At 68.1% G+C, this 16,608-nt stretch carries 13 protein-coding genes; 4 read left to right on the top strand and 9 right to left on the bottom strand.

The window, feature by feature from the left end; all coding sequences use genetic code 11:
* Positions 1-66: 66 nt before the first annotated feature.
* The 5 genes from lspA to A3M1_RS0109410 form a co-directional block, all read right to left on the bottom strand.
* Entirely contained in the window at positions 67-597 is a 531-nt protein-coding gene (lspA, locus tag A3M1_RS0109430) for a signal peptidase II (RefSeq protein WP_018388713.1), read from the bottom strand.
* Positions 575-3,646: an isoleucine--tRNA ligase gene (gene ileS, locus A3M1_RS0109425; protein WP_018388712.1), complete on the bottom strand. Its 3,072-nt coding sequence runs from the start codon at positions 3,644-3,646 to the stop codon at positions 575-577. The genes lspA and ileS overlap by 23 nt, the downstream gene beginning before the upstream one ends.
* 203 nt (positions 3,647-3,849) lie before the next feature.
* On the bottom strand, positions 3,850-4,800 hold the full coding sequence (locus A3M1_RS0109420; RefSeq protein ID WP_018388711.1) for a bifunctional riboflavin kinase/FAD synthetase: 951 nt from the start codon (positions 4,798-4,800) through the stop codon (positions 3,850-3,852).
* 114 nt (positions 4,801-4,914) lie between these two features.
* A complete protein-coding gene (locus tag A3M1_RS0109415; protein ID WP_156029646.1) occupies positions 4,915-5,793 on the bottom strand; it encodes a TIGR01459 family HAD-type hydrolase in 879 nt (292 codons plus the stop codon).
* Positions 5,794-5,876: 83 nt separating this feature from the next.
* Complete coding sequence (locus tag A3M1_RS0109410) at positions 5,877-6,692, bottom strand: Crp/Fnr family transcriptional regulator (RefSeq protein ID WP_018388709.1); 816 nt, start codon at positions 6,690-6,692, stop codon at positions 5,877-5,879.
* A gap of 254 nt (positions 6,693-6,946) precedes the next feature.
* Here A3M1_RS0109410 and A3M1_RS0109405 point away from each other — a divergent pair, with 254 nt between their 5' ends.
* The 3 genes from A3M1_RS0109405 to A3M1_RS0109395 all read left to right on the top strand — a co-directional run bounded on the left by A3M1_RS0109405 (position 6,947) and on the right by A3M1_RS0109395 (position 10,097).
* On the top strand, positions 6,947-8,050 hold the full coding sequence (locus tag A3M1_RS0109405; protein ID WP_018388708.1) for a sensor histidine kinase: 1,104 nt from the start codon (positions 6,947-6,949) through the stop codon (positions 8,048-8,050).
* Between the two features lie 104 nt (positions 8,051-8,154).
* A complete protein-coding gene (locus A3M1_RS0109400) occupies positions 8,155-9,489 on the top strand; it encodes a dihydroorotase (protein WP_018388707.1) in 1,335 nt (444 codons plus the stop codon).
* 197 nt (positions 9,490-9,686) lie between these two features.
* The gene (locus A3M1_RS0109395; RefSeq protein ID WP_018388706.1) at positions 9,687-10,097 is read left to right on the top strand and encodes a RidA family protein; all 411 of its coding nucleotides are present in this window, start codon (positions 9,687-9,689) and stop codon (positions 10,095-10,097) included.
* A gap of 211 nt (positions 10,098-10,308) precedes the next feature.
* Here the strand turns inward: A3M1_RS0109395 and A3M1_RS0109390 are convergent, their stop codons facing one another.
* Both A3M1_RS0109390 and truA read right to left on the bottom strand, forming a co-directional pair.
* Positions 10,309-10,890 carry a bifunctional 2-polyprenyl-6-hydroxyphenol methylase/3-demethylubiquinol 3-O-methyltransferase UbiG gene (locus tag A3M1_RS0109390; RefSeq protein WP_026221236.1) on the bottom strand — a complete coding sequence of 194 codons (582 nt, stop codon included), beginning with the start codon at positions 10,888-10,890 and terminating at the stop codon, positions 10,309-10,311.
* A gap of 173 nt (positions 10,891-11,063) precedes the next feature.
* A complete protein-coding gene (truA, locus tag A3M1_RS0109385; RefSeq protein ID WP_018388704.1) occupies positions 11,064-11,816 on the bottom strand; it encodes a tRNA pseudouridine(38-40) synthase TruA in 753 nt (250 codons plus the stop codon).
* A gap of 129 nt (positions 11,817-11,945) precedes the next feature.
* Here truA and polA point away from each other — a divergent pair, with 129 nt between their 5' ends.
* Positions 11,946-14,906, top strand: coding sequence for a DNA polymerase I (polA, locus tag A3M1_RS0109380; protein WP_018388703.1), 2,961 nt, complete (start codon positions 11,946-11,948; stop codon positions 14,904-14,906).
* Positions 14,907-14,941: 35 nt separating this feature from the next.
* Here the strand turns inward: polA and A3M1_RS0109375 are convergent, their stop codons facing one another.
* Positions 14,942-15,817 (bottom strand): hypothetical protein, encoded by an 876-nt coding sequence (locus tag A3M1_RS0109375; protein ID WP_018388702.1) that lies wholly within the window; start codon positions 15,815-15,817, stop codon positions 14,942-14,944.
* A 29-nt stretch (positions 15,818-15,846) separates the two neighbouring features.
* The gene (locus A3M1_RS0109370) at positions 15,847-16,497 is read right to left on the bottom strand and encodes a hypothetical protein (protein ID WP_018388701.1); all 651 of its coding nucleotides are present in this window, start codon (positions 16,495-16,497) and stop codon (positions 15,847-15,849) included.
* Between the last annotated feature and the right edge of the window lie 111 nt (positions 16,498-16,608).

Genomic DNA, 16,608 nt, shown 5'->3' with positions numbered 1-16,608 from the left:
CGGGTGAGGCGGGCGAGATGCCGCCCCCGCGCGACCGCTCAAGCGTGCGGAAGATCCGATCTCACCTCAGGGCGGCGATTTTGCGGCGCCCCCGAAGAAGGAAGCATACAAAAGCACGCCCACCCCGGCAACAATGGCGACATCGGAGAGGTTGAACACGTACCAGTAGAAGCCGAAAGCGTGCAGCGAAATGAAATCGAACACCGCGCCATAGGCCGCGCGGTCGATGGCATTGCCCAGCGCGCCGCCGATCAGCAGCCCCAGCGCCGCCGCCTCCAGCCGGTTGTCGATGCGCGCCAGCCAGAGCCAGAACAGCAGGGCGGCCGCCACTTTCAGCCCGCCGAGAATCCACCAGCCCTCCGCCCCCAGCGAGAACAGGCCGTAGCTGATGCCGGTGTTCCACGCCCAGACGATGTCGAGGAAGGGCGCCACCTTCACGATGCCGTCAGGGCCGAAATCGACCCCGCCCAGCACGGCGAGCTTGGACGCCTGGTCGGCGACCAGCGCGGCCAGCGCGAAAGCGCCTCCGTAAAGAGTGAACGGGCCGGCGAGGCGGAGGTTCACGGGGCGCCGCTCATTCCGCCGCCCGCCGGGCATGGGCGAGTTCGCGCAGTGCCATGGCGTCGCGCGGGGTCACGTCCGGATAGTCCGCATCCGTCCCCACCAGCGGCGAGATCTTCCAGGAGCGGGCGCATTTATGGCCCACCGCCCGGTTCGGCACCACCGCCACTCCAGGCACCTCCGCGAGGCGGAAGGCGTCTTTCGGGCCCTCGTCGGGCATCAGATGCGCGTCGGAGGTGATGCACACTTCCGCCAGATCCACAGCGCTCACCGCCGCGAACAGGTTCGGGTCGGACACATGCACAACAGGCGCCGCTTCCAGGCTGGAGCCGATGCGCTTGGCCGCGCGCTCCACTTCCAGCGCGCCGAGCACCACGCGCCGCACCTGGCGGATCTTGCGCCACTCGTCGGCCAGCGTGTCGTCGCGCCACTTCGCCGGCGTGTCGGGGAAGGTTTCCAGATGCACCGAGCCGGTCTCGGACGGGAAGCGCGCCAGCCAGGTCTCTTCCGCCGTGAAGGGCAGGATCGGCGCCAGCCACACCACCAGCCGCGCGAACACCTCGTCCAGCACGGTGAGGCAGGCCCGCCGCGTCACCGAGGAGATCGGGTCGCAGTAGAGCGCGTCCTTGCGCACGTCGAAATAGAAGGCCGACAATTCGCTGGTCATGAAGGCGGTCATCGCCGCGTTCACCCGCTTGAAGTCGAAGCCGGCATAGGCCTCGCGCACCACGCCGTCGAGTTCGGCCAGCCGGTGAAGCACCATGCGCTCCAGCGCCGGCATGTCGGCATAGGCGACGCGCTCGGCCTCGCGGTAATGGTGCAGCGAGCCGAGCAGCCAGCGCAGCGTGTTGCGCAGCTTGCGGTAGGTCTCGACCGTGGTCTTCAGGATTTCCGGCCCGATGCGCAGATCGTCGGAATAGTCGGAGGCGCACACCCACAGCCGCAGAATGTCGGCGCCGGAATTCTTGATCACCTCCTGCGGGGCGACCACGTTGCCGACCGATTTCGACATTTTGCGGCCCTGCTCGTCGAGCACGAAGCCATGCGTCAGCACCACGTCATAGGGCGGGCGCCCGCGCGTGCCGCAGCTCTCCAGCAGCGAGGAGTGGAACCAGCCGCGATGCTGGTCCGAGCCTTCGAGATACATCACCCGGTCCGGCCCGCCGGCAAAGGCGCGGTCGGCTTTGAGGTCTTCGCGCACTTCCAGCGTGAAGGCGTGGGTGGAGCCACTGTCGAACCACACGTCGAGAATGTCGTCGACCTTGGTCCATTCATTGGAACTGTAGTCGGTGCCGAGGAAGCGCTGGGCGGCGCCTTCCTGGTACCAGGCATCGGCCCCCTCGGTGGCGAAGGCCTCGGCGATGCGGGCATTCACCCGCTCGTCGCGCAGGATCTCGACCGTGCCGTCGCCCTTGTCCTTGACGAAGACAGCGATCGGCACGCCCCAGGCGCGCTGGCGCGAGACCACCCAGTCCGGCCGGTTCTCGATCATGCCGGTGATGCGGTTCTGGCCCGAGGCCGGCACCCACTGCACCTTGGCGATGCCGTCGAGCGCGCGGGCCCGCAGCGTATCGCCGCCGGTCGACGAACCGTCCGCCGCCGCGATGTCCTTGTCCATCGCGATGAACCATTGCGGCGTGTTGCGGAAGATGATCGGCGCCTTGGAGCGCCAGCTATGCGGGTACTGGTGCTTCAGCCGCCCGCGCGCCAGCAGCTTATCGGCGCCCATCAGCGCCTTGATGACCGCGTCGTTGGCGTCGCCGTCCTTGCCCTTGTCGTCCATCACCCGGGCGCCGGCGAACAGCGGCACATGGTCATAGTAGCGCCCGTCCGGGCCGACCGTGTGCGGCACCTCGCCCAGATGGGCGGACATGAACAGGTTGAAGTCGTCGGCGCCGTGGCCGGGGGCGATGTGGACGAAGCCGGTGCCGGTGTCGTCGGTGACGAAGTCGCCGGGCACCACAGGCACGCGGAAGTCGAAATAGCCCTGCGCGCCCTCCACGCCGTTCAGCGGATGGGCGCAGACGAGATGCGTCGGGTCCACCTCGCGGTGGCGCTCGTAAGCCGTGACGCGGGCGGCCTTGAACACCTCTTCCGCCAGCTTGTCGGCCAGGATGAAGTGCTCGCCCACCTTGGCCCAATTGTCGTGCGGGGCTTCCGTCACCTCGTAGACCGCATAGGTCACGTTCGGCGAGAAGGCGATGGCGCGGTTGCCGGGAATGGTCCAGGGCGTGGTGGTCCAGATCACCACGCTGGCGCCCTCATAGGAGGGGAACAAATGGATGTCCGCCGCCTCGTCCGCCGGTTCCAGCCCCTTGGGCAGGCCGCCGGCGGTGGCCGCGCTCTTGCGGTAGCCGGTGACGGGGAACTTGACGAAGATCGTGGTCGACTGGTGGTCGTGGTATTCGACCTCGGCCTCGGCCAGGGCGGTGCGCTCGACCACCGACCACATCACCGGCTTGGAGCCGCGATAGAGCAGGCCGTTGCTGGCGAATTTCACGATCTCGCGGGCGATCTGCGCTTCCGCGTCATAGCTCATGGTCACATAGGGGTGCGCCCAGTCGCCCTCGACGCCGAGCCGCTTGAACTCGGCGCGCTGCACGTCGATCCAGCCCTGGGCGAAGGTCCGGCATTCCTGGCGGAACTCGACGACCGGCACCTCGTCCTTGTTCTTGCCCCGGGCGCGGTACTGTTCCTCGATCTTCCACTCGATCGGCAGGCCGTGGCAGTCCCAGCCCGGCACATAGTTGGAATCATGGCCGAGCGCGCCTTGGCTGCGCACCACCACGTCCTTCAGGATCTTGTTGAGCGCGTGGCCGATATGGATGTTGCCATTGGCATAGGGCGGGCCGTCATGCAGCACGAAGCGCGGGCGGCCTTCGCCGGCCTTGCGCTGCTGGCCATAGAGGTCGATCCGCTCCCAGCGCGCCAGCAGCTCCGGCTCGCGCTGCGGCAGGCCCGCGCGCATGGGAAACTCGGTCTGCGGCAGGAACAGGGTGGCGGAATAATCGTGCGCCGTCCCCTCGCCGGCCGGTTCTCCGGCGGGCTCGTTCCCAGTGCGACCATCGCTGTTGCGGCTCGTCATGACGCGCTCCTTAGCCTTCGCGCCCGGTTTAAGCGCAGCGCCGGGCGCGTGCAAGGGAGGGGGCGGTATGAGGCCATGCGTGCTTCGAGGCCGGCCTGACGGCCGGCACCTCAGCATGACGACGTCGCTGGCCGCTTGGAAAGGGCCACGTCATCCTGAGGTGCAAGCGGAGCGAGCCTCGAAGGATGGAAGCCACGAGCCCCCTACGCCAGCGCCGCCCGTGCCCGCGCGCTGTCGATGTCCATCTGCGCGATCAGCGCCTCGATGCCGTCGAATTTCAGTTCCGGCCGCAGCCAGGCATGGAAGGCGACGGGCAGCACCCGGCCATAGAGGTCGCCTTCATAATCGAACACGAAGGTCTCCAGCCGCGGCGCGCCATCATCAAAGGTCGGGCGGCGGCCGAAGCTGGCCACGCCCTTGTGCCGCACGCCGTCGATCTCCACCGTCACCGCATAGATGCCGTGCGCCAGCGCCACCGCCGGGTCGAGCCGCATATTGGCGGTGGGGTAGCCAAGTTCCCGCCCGCGCTTGTCGCCATGGATCACTTCCGCCGCGATCTCGAACGGCGCGCCCAGCATATGGGCGGCCTGTTCGACGCGGCCCTGCGCCAGCGCGGCGCGGATGACGCTGGACGAAATCTGCGCGCCCTCATCCAGCAGCGGCGGCACGATTTCCACGCCGAAGCCATGGCGCTTGCCAGCCTCGCGCAAAAACAGCGGCGAGCCGCCGCGCCCCTTGCCGAAATGGAAATCGTAGCCCGCTACCACCATGGAGACGCCGAGCCGCCCGACCAGGATGTCGGCGACGAAATCCTCCGCCTCGCGCCCGGCCATGGCGGCGTCGAAGGCCAGCACCACCGCGCCGTCGAGCCCGGTCTCGGACAGCCGCTTCAGCTTCATCGGCTCCGGGGTGAGGCGGAAGATCGGCTCGGTGGGGCGGAAAAAGGCGCGCGGGTGCGGCTCGAACGTCACCGCCAGCGCCGGCCGGCCCAGCGAGCGGGCCTGGTCGATCGCGGTGCCGATCACCGCCCGGTGGCCGCGATGCACGCCGTCGAAATTGCCGATGGCGACCACCGGGGCGGCAAGGCCCGCCGGCAGCGCGTCATCCTTGCGCAGGACGGGGAAGGGATGCGGGGCGGCGGCGGCGTGGGTCATGTCAGCGCTACGCAACGGGAAGGCCGCCCGGGGGCCGGCGAGGAACAGGCCTGTTAAGTGGCCCCGTCCCGCCCCGGCGTCAATCCGGGGGAGTCGCGACGGGGCGGCGGCGCACTACCAGGCGAGGCGCGTGGTCACGGCGGCCGGGCGGCCCGGCCCGTCGGCCAGCAGCCGGGCGAGCGCGCGCGGCTCCACCTCGCCCCCCTGTCCGAGGCCCAGCTCGCCGGCATGGATGCCGGCCGCCACGAACAGGCAGTCAATGCCATGGCCGAGCGCGCCGGCCAGATCGGTGCGCAGCGCGTCGCCGATGGCAATCGCGCGCGCCTTCGCCACCGGGGCGCCGCGCAGCTTTTCAGCGGTGGCGAAGGCGGTCTCGTAGATCGGCCGGTGCGGCTTGCCGCAGAACACCACCTCGCCGCCGAGTTCCGCATAGGCCTCGGCGATGGCGCCAGCGCACCAGATCAGGTCGCCGCCGCGCTCCACCACGATATCAGGGTTGGCGCAGATGAAGGGCAGCCCCCGCCCGTGCGCCGCCGCCAGCGTCTCGGCATAGTCGTCCGGCGTTTCCACCGTGTCGTCGAACAGGCCGGTGCAGACGATCAGCTCCGCCTCCTCGAACGAAGCGAGGGAGAGGTCGAGGCCCTTATAGATGCCAAGGTCACGCTGCGGGCCGAGATGCCACATCTTCACCCCCGGCCGCCCGGCCAGCAGCGCGCTCGTCACCATCCCCGAGGTGACGATGGCGTCATAGGCGCTGCGCGGAATGCCGAAGCCGTCGAGAATGCGGGCGACGCCTTCCGGCTCGCGCGGGGCGTTGGAGACCAGGATCACCGTGGTGCCGGCCTCGCGGGCGCGCACCAGCGCCTGCGCGGCCGCCTGCGAGCCGAGGACGCCATTATGCAGCACGCCCCACACATCGCACAGGACGAGGTCGTAGCGGGGCGCCAGCGTGGCGAAGGACGAGACGAGGGGCGGGGTGTTTTCGTGTTCCATGACGGCGCGCATGCCATGTGCGCGCGCGCCGCACAAGGCCCGCCCCGGCAAGGCAGGGCTGCGGGAACTTTTCGGCACCGGCCTTACGGGCGGAAGGAAGGGCCGTTGGTGATGACCATGCCGTGGCCGGCGACCTCGTTGGCGCGGGGATAGACGCCGCCGAGCACCTCGTCGAAATGCCGCTTCACCGCCGCATGGCAGCCGCAGCACAGGCCGCGCAGCCGGTCGGGATCGGTGATGCGGATGCGCCCGCGCAGCGGGTCGACCGCGCCGGCCTCCTTCATCTGCCCGAGCACCCGGCTGATATAGGGCCGGCCGACCGCCAGCATCGAGGCCAGCTGCTCCTGGGTGAGGGTCAGCGTCTCGTCGCCGGTGCGGTCATAGGCGGCGAGCAGCCATTTGGCGGTGCGCTGGTCGATGGAATGGGTGGCGTTGCAGGCGACCGACTGGAACACCTGCGCCAGCAGGCAGTCGGAATAGCGGGCGAACAGGTTGCGCAGCGGCGGCGAGGTTTCCTTGGCCCGTTCCAGCTCGACTCCGTCGAGCCGCAGCAGCGGGCCTTCCATTTGCACAACAGCGCGGGAGAAGGCCGGCAGCCGGCCCTGGCTGACAATGCCGCCCACCGCGCCCTCGCGGCCGATGCTGGTGATCTCCACCTGCCGCCCATCCTCCAGCAGCACCATGAAGGACAGCAGCGCCTGGCCGCAGGGGAAATAGACATGGCGCACATCGTCGCCCGGCTCGTACAGCACGGCGCCGGCCGGCCGGTCGATCCGCCGGAGATGGCCGCGCAGCAGAGCGAAATCGGCCGGGCGCAGGGCGCCCAGCAGATTATTGCCGCCCGACGAGGTGACGGCGACGCCATGGCCGCCGGCTTCTTCGCTGGTGTCGACGCGCATGAACTTCTCCCCTTTGCCGCGTCAACGCACGGACCGGGGAAATGTTCACAAGCGGACAGAACTCAGGTGACGAGTTGGGTACAAACAGGCACACTCGCGCACCAGCGGAAATCGCAGCGCTTTGGGGGAGTCCGGTTCGATGTATGCGACTTCCTTGGCGGGCGATCCGGCGCGGGGCGCTTCGCCCGCGGCGAGCGCCGCCGGGGCCGGAACCCGGCCTTTTGCGCAGGCGCCGTCGGCGCGGCCTTTCGCCCATGAATGACGGCGCAGCCCGTCAGCGGGACGCTGCAGGCAGCGTCGTCGAGGGCGAATCAGCCACGCAAGGGGGCGGGGAGGGTTCGTTCTTCTGGTCGCTGGTGCGCGCCGCCCAGCCGCTGCGCCGCCATCCCTGGCTGGCCGATGCGGTGGGCGTGGCGATGTTCGCCGTGGCGCTGGTGCTGCGCTTCGCGGTGGATGGCGAGCTGCCGCCCGGCTTTCCCTTCCTCACCTTCTTCCCGGCGGTGATCCTCACCACCTTCTTCTGCGGGCTGCGGCCGGGTGTCACCTGCGCGGTGCTGTCGACCTTCGCCGCCTGGTTCTTCTTCATCGGCCCGGCCAACGACATGCGGGTCGACGGGCAGACGCTGCTGGCGCTCGGCTTCTTCGTCGTCATCGCCGCCATCGACATCACGCTGATCCACTTCACCTTCAGTGCCGCCGACCGGCTGCGCACCGAGAAGGAGACGACTGCCCGGCTCTATGAGAACCAGCGCACCATGTTCCAGGAGCTGCAGCACCGCGTCGCCAACAACATGCAGTTCGTCGCCGCCCTGCTCACCCTGCAGAAGCGCAAGGTGGGGCAGGATGCGCGGCAGGCGATCACCGCGCTTGATGAGGCGCGCTCGCGGCTCGACACCATCGCCCGTATCCACCGCCAGCTCTACGCGCCCGAGCGGCTCGACCTGCCGACCGACCAGTATCTGCGCCAGCTGTGCTGCGATCTCGTCACCGCCTCGGGCACGGCCGGCATCCGCTCCACGGTGGAGTCGCCGAACCTGCCGCTCAGCGTCACCCAGCTCACCACCCTGTCCATGCTGGTGGCGGAGATCGTCACCAATTCGCTCAAGCACGCCTTCGTCGAGGCCGATTCCGGCGTCATCACCATCACCGTGCTGCCCGCCGGCCCGGGCCGCTACGAGATGACCATCGCCGATGACGGGCGCGGCCTGCCACCCGATGCCGACCTCTCGCGCAGCGACGGGCTCGGCTGGCGCATCATCCAGAGCCTCGCCGCCCAGCTCGGCGGCAAGGTGGAACTGGCCAGCCGGGTGGAACCCAGCCGCGGCACGGCGGTGCGGGTGCAGTTCGCGCTGGCGTGAGCCACCGGACCGGGACGGGAGGCGTTCACCTCAGCCGCGCTTTGGCGTAAGAGCGAGCCGGCGCGGCGTTGCGGCGGCAACCTCTCATCACCGGCGGGGACAGCATGACTGAGACTTTCGATCTTCTCCTCAAGGGCGGCACGGTGGTGAACCAGGACGGCACCGGCGCCCGCGATGTCGGCATTCGCGCCGGGCGCATCGCCGGCATCGGGTCGTTTGACGCCGCCCAGGCCGGCGAGACGATCGACTGCACCGGCCTGCACCTGCTGCCCGGCGTCATCGACACCCAGGTGCATTTCCGCGAGCCCGGCCTCGACCACAAGGAAGACCTCGAATCCGGCTCCCGCGCCGCTGTCATGGGCGGCGTCACCGGCGTGTTCGAAATGCCGAACACCAACCCGCTCACCACCTCGGCGGAAGCGCTGGAGGATAAGCTCGCCCGCGCCCATCACCGCATGCATTGCGACTTCGCCTTTTTCGTCGGCGGCACGCATGACAATGTGAAGGACCTGCCGGAGCTGGAAATGCTGCCCGGCGTGCCCGGCATCAAGGTGTTCATCGGCTCCTCCACCGGCTCGCTGCTGGTGGCCGACGATCCGGGCGTGCGCGCCATCCTCAAGGTCATCCGCCGCCGCGCCGCCTTCCATTGCGAGGACGAGCCGCGCCTTGAAGAGCGCAAGGGCCTGCGCGTTCCGGGCGACGCCTCCTCGCACCCGGTGTGGCGCGACGAGGTCGCGGCGCTGACCGCCACCACCCGGCTGGTCAACCTCGCCCGCTCTGAGGGCAAGCGCGTGCATGTGCTGCATGTCACCTCCCAGGAAGAGATCGAGTATCTGCGCGGCCAGAAGGATGTCGCGACCGTCGAGGTGACGCCGCATCACCTCACCATGGACGCTTCCTGGTACGCCTCGCACGGCACGCTGGTGCAGATGAACCCGCCGGTGCGCGAGGCGCGGCACAAGGCGGCGCTGTGGCGCGGGCTGGCGGAGGGCGTGGTCGACGTGCTCGGCTCCGACCATGCCCCGCACACGCTTGAGGAAAAGGCCAAGCCCTACCCGGCCAGCCCCTCGGGGATGACCGGGGTGCAGACCTTCGTCCCGACCATGCTCGACCATGTGAATGCCGGCCGGCTGACGCTGGAGCGCTTCGTCGACCTCTCCAGCGCCGGCCCGGCCCGCATCTTCAACATCGCCACCAAGGGCCGCATCGCGGTGGGCTATGACGCCGACTTCACTATCGTGGACATGAAGCGGCGCCAGACCATCCGCAATGAATGGATCGCCTCCAAGGCCGGCTGGACGCCCTATGACGGGGTGGAGGTGACCGGCTGGCCGGTCGGCACACTCATTCGCGGCAACAAGGTGATGTGGGAAGGCGAACTCGTCGCTCCCGCGCAGGGCGAGGCCATCCGCTTCCTGGAGACGCTGGCCAAGGGGTGAGGCGCATCCATCGTCCCGGACGGCCGACGTTTCCGGCTCCGCGCGGCTGATCATCCTTCGAGGCTCGCTGCGCTCGCACCTCAGGATGACGGCGTGATCAGCGGAGAGGAAAAACCTCGTCATGCTGAGGCGCCGGCGCACCGCGCCGGCCTCGAAGCACGCAGTGTTTTATCATCCCCACCCACACAGGCCGCCCCATGCCCCGCCGCACCCTGCAGCCGCCGCAACTGTTCGACAGCCGCCCTTGGGGCTTCTCGCAGGTGAGCGTCTCGCCGCCGGGAACCCTCGTCCATGTCGCCGGGCAGGTGGCGTGGGATGCCGACGGAAAGGTCAGCGCGGTGGGGCGCGAGGCGCAGCTGCGGCAGGTGCTGCGGCAGGTCATCCTCGCGGTGGAGGCCGCCGGCGGCACGGCGGACGACCTCCAGATGCTGCGGCTCTATATGCCCGGCTTCCGTTCCGGCCCGGAGGCCGACCTTGTCGGGCGGGTGCTGGCGGAGGTGTTCGGCACGGAAAACCCGCCGAGCTCCACCTGGATCGGCGTCGACGCCCTCGCCCAGCCGGAATATCTCGTCGAGGTCGACGCGGTGGCGGTCATCCCCCTGCGGTGAGGGGAGCGGTGACGTTCATCCTTCACGGTGCGCTGGCCGACCAATCCCTCATGGCCGGGCTTGACCCGGCCACCCAGGCTTCCGCCTCTCTGGGTCCCCGGGTCACGCCCTGAAATGAGGGGAATATACCAGTACTGGCAAACTCGATCTGGGGCGATGAAGCCGGACAGGCCATCGGTCTATTAGGGGGCGGAAGCCGATATCGGAGCCGCTAGGGGGACGTGCGCACCGCATCAAAATAGTCGTTTTGACCTTCATCGACATAGTGACCATGGAGCCTCATCCCGGCCTGCTCCAGTGCGCTTTGATATTCCTCCTCTCCAAGGGAAAGTGACGGCTGTCCCGTCAGCATGTCATCCCATACGCAAGGTTGGCGCGGCGCGCTGAACAGGAACCGCCCGCCTGGCTCCAAAGCCCCCGCTACCCGATCAATGACCTTGCGTTGGTCGTTGGCGGGCAGCAGAAACAGGAGGCCAACTGCGACGGCTCCATCGAACCTTCGCCGAAAAAAGTCGCTCGTCTGCGCCGCCTCGCAGGCTATCTCGGCGGACGGGAACTGGCGGCGGAACTCCGCCACAAGCGCTGGAGAGGCGTCGATCCCGAAGACTTCAAAGCCTTCTTCCGCGAGCACTGTGGAAATAGGTTTGCCCGAACCGCAGCCGACGTCCACCACGGTTCCGCCTGATGGCAATTGCCTTGCCCATCGACGCACAATCTCGGCGCCTATGCCTGATCGCACCTCGATGAACCTATGCGCGATCGCGTCCCAGCCGCGAGATGGGTCAATGGCCATCTTTTAGAATTAACAGAGTGGTGCGCATCCGCGAGGCCCGAATGGGCGACTTAAGGGCTTCAGATCATCACCGTGAGCCATTGTCGGTCCCGGTGAACACCCGCCCGGGGATGACGGCGATGCAGGGGGCTCATCCCAAGGCACCGGGCCGCGCCCGCCCCCCACTTACCCCCTCAATACGTCACTTCCGCCAGATACAGCCCGGCCGAGGGCGCCATCGGGCCGCAGCGTGTGCGGTCGGCGGCCTCCAGCGCGGCGGTCACGTCGTCCGGCGTCCATGCCGCCTCGCCCACCTTCACCAGCGTGCCGACCATGCTCCGCACCTGATGGTGCAGGAAGGAGCGGGCCTGCGCGTGCACCCTTATCTCCATGCCCGGCCCTTCCAGCGGCACCGTCTCCACATCAAGCCGGTCGAGCGTCTTCACCGGCGAGGCGGCCTGGCAGCCAATGGCGCGGAAGGTGGTGAAATCGTGCCGGCCGATAAGCCGGGCCGCGCCTTCCGCCATCGCCTGCGTGTCGAGCGGGCGCAGCACCCGCCAGGCCCGGTTGCGCTCCAGCACCAGGTCCGGCCGGCGGGCGATGATGCGGTAGACATAGCGCCGCCCGGTGGCGGAGAAGCGGGCGTGAAAATCCTCGGCGGCCGGCTCGGCCTCCAGCACCGCGACCGGGTGCGGGCGCAGATGCGCGTTCATCGCGTCGCGCACCGTGTCCGGGCGCCAGTCGCGGGTGAGTTCGATATGGGCGACCTGCCCGGTGGCGTGCACGCCGGCGTCGGTGCGGCCGGCGCCGTGCACCACCACCTCCTCGCCGGAAAAGCGGCGCACCGCCTCGGCGAGCACGCCCTGCACGGTCCGCCCCGCCGCCTGGACCTGCCAGCCGACAAAGGGGGTGCCGTCATATTCGATGGTGAGCTTGTAGCGGGGCATGGTGTTTTCCTGTGCGCTCTGTAGCGCCGGAAGGCCGGCGCGTCACCTGCGCAGCCCAATGCCCGCCTCTCACGCCCCTTGCCCCGGCGCGGCGGCGGGGGCATCGTGCGGCGCGAAACGGAGCCCGCAATGCCCGCCACTGATGCCCATCACGAGACTGTCGACACCGGCGACCATGTCGTCCTGATCGACGGCTCGGCCTATATCTTCCGCGCCTACCACGCTTTGCCCCCGCTCACCCGTTCCTCCGACAAGCTGCCCGTCGGCGCGGTGGCGGGGTTCTGCAACATGCTGTGGAAGCTGGTGCGGGCCGGGCAGAATGGCGGCGGCTTCGCGCCGAAGCCGACCCATCTCGCCGTGGTGTTCGACAAGTCCGAGCAGACCTTCCGTAAGGACATCTACCCGCTCTACAAGGCGCAGCGCCCGGAGCTGCCGGAGGATCTGCGCCCGCAATTCCCGCTGATCCGCGAGGCCACCCGCGCCTTCGACCTCGCCTGTGTCGAGCAGTCCGGCTTCGAGGCCGACGACCTCATCGCCACCTATGCCGAGCAGGCCAAGGCCAAGGGCGCTCTTGTCACCGTCATCTCCTCCGACAAGGATCTGATGCAGCTCGTCGATGGGCTCGTGCGGATGTACGACCCGATGAAGGACAAGGCGATCGGCGTCGAGGAAGTGTTCGAGAAGTTCGGCGTCGCCCCCGACAAGGTGGTGGACGTGCAGTCGCTGGCCGGCGATTCGGTGGACAATGTGCCCGGCGTGCCGGGCATCGGCATCAAGACCGCCGCCCAGCTCTTGGGGGAATATGGCGACCTCGACACGCTGCTGGCCCGCGCCGGCGAGATCAAGCAGACCAAGCGGCGCGAGAACCTGATCGAATTCGCCGACCAGGCCCGCCTATCGCGCCAGCTGGTCACGCTCAAGCGCGACGTGGCGCTCGACGTGCCGCTCGACGACATCGCCGTGATCGAGCCGGAAGGGCGCAAGCTGATCGCCTTTCTCAAGGCGATGGAGTTCACCACCCTCACCCGCCGCGTCGGCGAGGCCTATGAGATCGACATCGCCGCCATCGATCCCGATCCCGGGCTGAAGGCGGGGGGCGGCGAGAGCGGGCTGCTGGCCGCCGGGCTCGACCCGGACACGCGCGAGACCGCGGTGCCGCTGGACGCGGCGCCGAGCCCGGCGGAAGGCCTCACCCCGCAGGCGCTCGCCGCCGCGCGGCAGGCGGAGGCCACCGCCACCCCGGTCGACCGTTCCCGCTACGAGACGGTGACGACGCTCGCCCGCCTGCAGGAATGGGTGGCCCGCGCCACGCAGATCGGCTTTGTCGCGGTCGACACCGAGACCACCGGGCTCGACCCGATGCAGGCGGAGCTGGTCGGCTTCTCGCTCGCCACCGCGCCTAACGAGGCCTGCTATGTCCCGCTCACCCATAAGGGCGGCGATGAGGGCCTGTTCAGCGAGGGGCTGCTGCCCGGCCAGATTCCTCCCCGCGAGGCGCTTGCTGTCCTGAAGCCGCTGATGGAGGACCCGTCTGTCCTCAAGATCGGCCAGAACCTGAAATATGATTGGCTGGTGCTCAAGCGCGCCGGCATCGAGGTCGCCCCTTACGACGACACGATGCTGCTGTCCTATGTGCTGGATGCCGGCGCCTCGCCGCACGGCATGGACCCGCTGTCGATGCGCTGGCTCGGCCACACCCCGATCAAGTTCGAGGAGGTGTGCGGCAAGGGCAAGGGGCAGATCACCTTCGACCGCGCCCCGCTCGACAAGGCGAGCGAATACGCCGCCGAGGATGCCGATGTCACCCTGCGGCTGTGGCGGGTGCTGAAGCCCCGCCTCGCCAGCGAGGGCAAGGCGACCGTCTACGAGACGCTGGAGCGCCCGCTGGTCGCCGTGCTCGCCCGCATGGAAGCGCGCGGCATCATGATCGACCGCCAGATGCTCTCGCGCCTGTCCGGCGAGTTCGCTCAAGGGATGGGCCGGCTGGAGGCCGATATTTCCGAGATGGCGGGGGAGAGCTTCAACCCCGGCTCGCCCAAGCAGCTCGGCGACATATTGTTCGGCAAGATGGCCATTCCCGGCGGGCGCAAGACGCCGACGGGGGCGTGGTCGACGGGCGCCGACGTGCTGGAGGAACTGGCCGAGCAGGGCCACGAGCTGCCGCGCCGCATTCTCGACTGGCGCCAGCTCTCCAAGCTGAAGATCACCTATGCCGACGCCCTGCCCTCCTATGTCCACCCCGAGACGGGGCGGGTGCATTCCTCCTTTGCCCTCGCCGCGACGACGACGGGCCGGCTTTCCTCCTCCGAGCCGAACCTGCAGAACATCCCGGTGCGCTCGGAAGAGGGGCGCAAGATCCGCAAGGCCTTCATCGCCGCCCCCGGCCACAAGCTCATTTCGGCCGATTATTCGCAGATCGAACTGCGGCTTCTGGCCGAGATCGCCGACACGCCCTCGCTGCGCCAGGCGTTCCAGGACGGGCTCGACATCCATGCCATGACCGCCTCGGAAATGTTCGGCGTGCCGATCGAGGGCATGCCGGGCGAAGTGCGCCGCCGGGCGAAGGCGATCAATTTCGGCATCATCTACGGCATTTCGGCGTTCGGCCTCGCCAACCAGCTCTCGATCCCGCGCGAGGAGGCGGGCGCCTATATCAAGCGCTATTTCGAGCGCTTCCCCGGCATCCGCGCCTATATGGACGAGACCCGCCTGTTCGCCCGCGAGCACGGCTATGTCGAAACGCTGTTCGGCCGGCGCTGCCATTACCCCGATATCAATGCCAAGAACCCCTCGATCCGCGCCTTCAACGAGCGTGCGGCGATCAATGCACGGCTGCAGGGCTCTGCCGCCGACATCATCCGCCGCGCCATGGTGCGGATGGACGGCGCGCTGGAGACGGCGCGCCTTTCCGCCCGCATGCTGCTGCAGGTGCATGACGAACTGATCTTCGAGGTGCCGGACGACGAGGTCGCCGCCACCATCCCGGTGGTGCGCGAGGTGATGGAACTCGCCCCCTTCCCGGCGGTGGCGCTGAAAGTGCCGCTGAAGGTCGACGCCCGCGCGGCGTTGAACTGGGACGAGGCGCACTGAGGGGCGGGGCGGGCCGACCGGCGGTGGGAGCGGTCCTAGGGCGATCCTGAAAGAAACGCGCCGGCCGTGAACCCGGAGAGAGCCGCCTCGGGCAGGCGGACCTCGGCCGCGAGAACATCCTGTCCGCCACCAAGGCTGCGCATCGTCTTCCAGTCGGCCTTGCCGAAGCGGGAGTCCGATGCGGCGAAGCCCAGATTTTCCGTCTGGTAATCCTGGACGAAGGCTTTTCCCTCTTGCGAGAGGACAACCCGGTTGGCGCGGGGGTCGAAAACCAGAACCCTGGTGGTGTCGACATCCGGGCTTTTGCGGGAAGCGACGCCACGCGCGGTCGCCGCCACTGACAGCGCCGCGAAGATTTCGGCGTCCTGAGCCTTGCCGGTGCCCCGCAGCTGCGTCGCGATCTCGCTGCCAAGGATCGCTATCTTGCCGTAGTCCGCAGCGGTGAGGGCCTCTTTGACCTTGTCGGAATAGGCCGTCGCATAGCCTTCGGCGTTCTCGACGCCGCCGAGTGCCTGAACCCACGCCGCTTTGTCCGAGAAGCGTTCGATCAGGTTGGCCGCGCTCGTCACGTAGAAATCGGCGAAGACGATTTCCGGGTATTTGCACTTCACTTCTCTTATCGGAACCTGTTCGATAAAAGACGTGGTCGAGATGGCCCTGTATTCAATCGAGTCGTTGCACACGTCTTCGAGGACTTCGTAGATTCCCACACCTCGGGCCGCAGCGTTCGCCTTGGCCCAGGCGTCACCGTTCTTCCGTCGCTCGATGACGACGTTCACCGCGACGTTGTCGTTGGTCCGGGTGATGATGCGGACCTTGACCCGATCGGCGAAGGCGACGCCGGCGGAAAGCCAGCAGCCGAGGCCCAGTATCCAACCGCACGAGACGCCGAGGCGACGCCAATGACCCATCATCCCCTCCTTCTATCGGCACGGGCTGTTCAGCGCGGAGCGGCCGCCGCCTCGCCCCTCTGCAGGCTGACAAATGCGATCACAATCCAAGCGACAAAGCACAACCCAACGAAGATCAAAGAATAAATGATCATGGAAAGATAGTTTTCGAGCACCCAACCCTCCAGGGTGGGCCCTCGGCCAAAGACGACGCCGACCGCGCTGCCGCCATTGGCGGCGATGTCGACGCCCGCGAGGTCATAGCCGACGCGGACATCCGCGTTGATGCCAACGAGCCCCATGCGATAGGCGACCTGGGCGCGCGGCGGCACGACGGCATCGACCGTGTAGATGTCGTCTGTCACCAGTTGGGGAGTGGAACGCAGCCAGATCGCCCCGCTTCGCACGAACTCGACGGCCTGCCCGCTGCCCCGCCGGCTGCGGAAGCACGGGCCGGTCTCGCCCGGCGGCAGCAGGCATTGAAATCCGAAGCGGCCGACACTGATCGGTTGGCTCATGGATCGGTTGATGAAGCGGACAATGGCCTGCCGATCGTCCGCTCCACCGGAATAGGAAATGGTGTACTCGATGAAGCGGGTGTTCTTGAGCTCGACAACCGCAGAATTCAGCAGCCAACCGAGCGCCCCGGCGATTATCGCGAGGACATAAGGCGCATTGCTGTCCCTGAAGATACTGCCCATGGCTGCCTCCTCCGGCACGGCACAGCAGAAGCAACGCAAGAGGACGGATCTTGGCGGGGCGTTCTCGCGTCATCTATGCCGGTACAATATGCCCCCCATATTTTGCGTGGG

Source organism: Ancylobacter sp. FA202, from assembly GCF_000380205.1.
Classification (GTDB): Bacteria; Pseudomonadota; Alphaproteobacteria; order Rhizobiales; family Xanthobacteraceae; genus Ancylobacter.
The sequence above is the reverse complement of the archived record's forward strand: the minus strand, read 5'-3'. Positions and strand labels throughout refer to the sequence as shown.

Excerpts from the sequence above, each read along its gene's own strand:
- lspA (WP_018388713.1), bottom strand. The coding sequence starts at position 597 with ATGCCCGGCGGGCGGCGGAATGAGCGGCGCCCCGTGAACCTCCGCCTC.
- ileS (WP_018388712.1), bottom strand. The coding sequence starts at position 3,646 with ATGACGAGCCGCAACAGCGATGGTCGCACTGGGAACGAGCCCGCCGGA.
- A3M1_RS0109420 (WP_018388711.1), bottom strand. The coding sequence starts at position 4,800 with ATGACCCACGCCGCCGCCGCCCCGCATCCCTTCCCCGTCCTGCGCAAG.
- A3M1_RS0109415 (WP_156029646.1), bottom strand. The coding sequence starts at position 5,793 with ATGGAACACGAAAACACCCCGCCCCTCGTCTCGTCCTTCGCCACGCTG.
- A3M1_RS0109410 (WP_018388709.1), bottom strand. The coding sequence starts at position 6,692 with ATGCGCGTCGACACCAGCGAAGAAGCCGGCGGCCATGGCGTCGCCGTC.
- A3M1_RS0109405 (WP_018388708.1), top strand. The coding sequence starts at position 6,947 with ATGAATGACGGCGCAGCCCGTCAGCGGGACGCTGCAGGCAGCGTCGTC.
- A3M1_RS0109400 (WP_018388707.1), top strand. The coding sequence starts at position 8,155 with ATGACTGAGACTTTCGATCTTCTCCTCAAGGGCGGCACGGTGGTGAAC.
- A3M1_RS0109395 (WP_018388706.1), top strand. The coding sequence starts at position 9,687 with ATGCCCCGCCGCACCCTGCAGCCGCCGCAACTGTTCGACAGCCGCCCT.
- A3M1_RS0109390 (WP_026221236.1), bottom strand. The coding sequence starts at position 10,890 with ATGGCCATTGACCCATCTCGCGGCTGGGACGCGATCGCGCATAGGTTC.
- truA (WP_018388704.1), bottom strand. The coding sequence starts at position 11,816 with ATGCCCCGCTACAAGCTCACCATCGAATATGACGGCACCCCCTTTGTC.
- polA (WP_018388703.1), top strand. The coding sequence starts at position 11,946 with ATGCCCGCCACTGATGCCCATCACGAGACTGTCGACACCGGCGACCAT.
- A3M1_RS0109375 (WP_018388702.1), bottom strand. The coding sequence starts at position 15,817 with ATGGGTCATTGGCGTCGCCTCGGCGTCTCGTGCGGTTGGATACTGGGC.
- A3M1_RS0109370 (WP_018388701.1), bottom strand. The coding sequence starts at position 16,497 with ATGGGCAGTATCTTCAGGGACAGCAATGCGCCTTATGTCCTCGCGATA.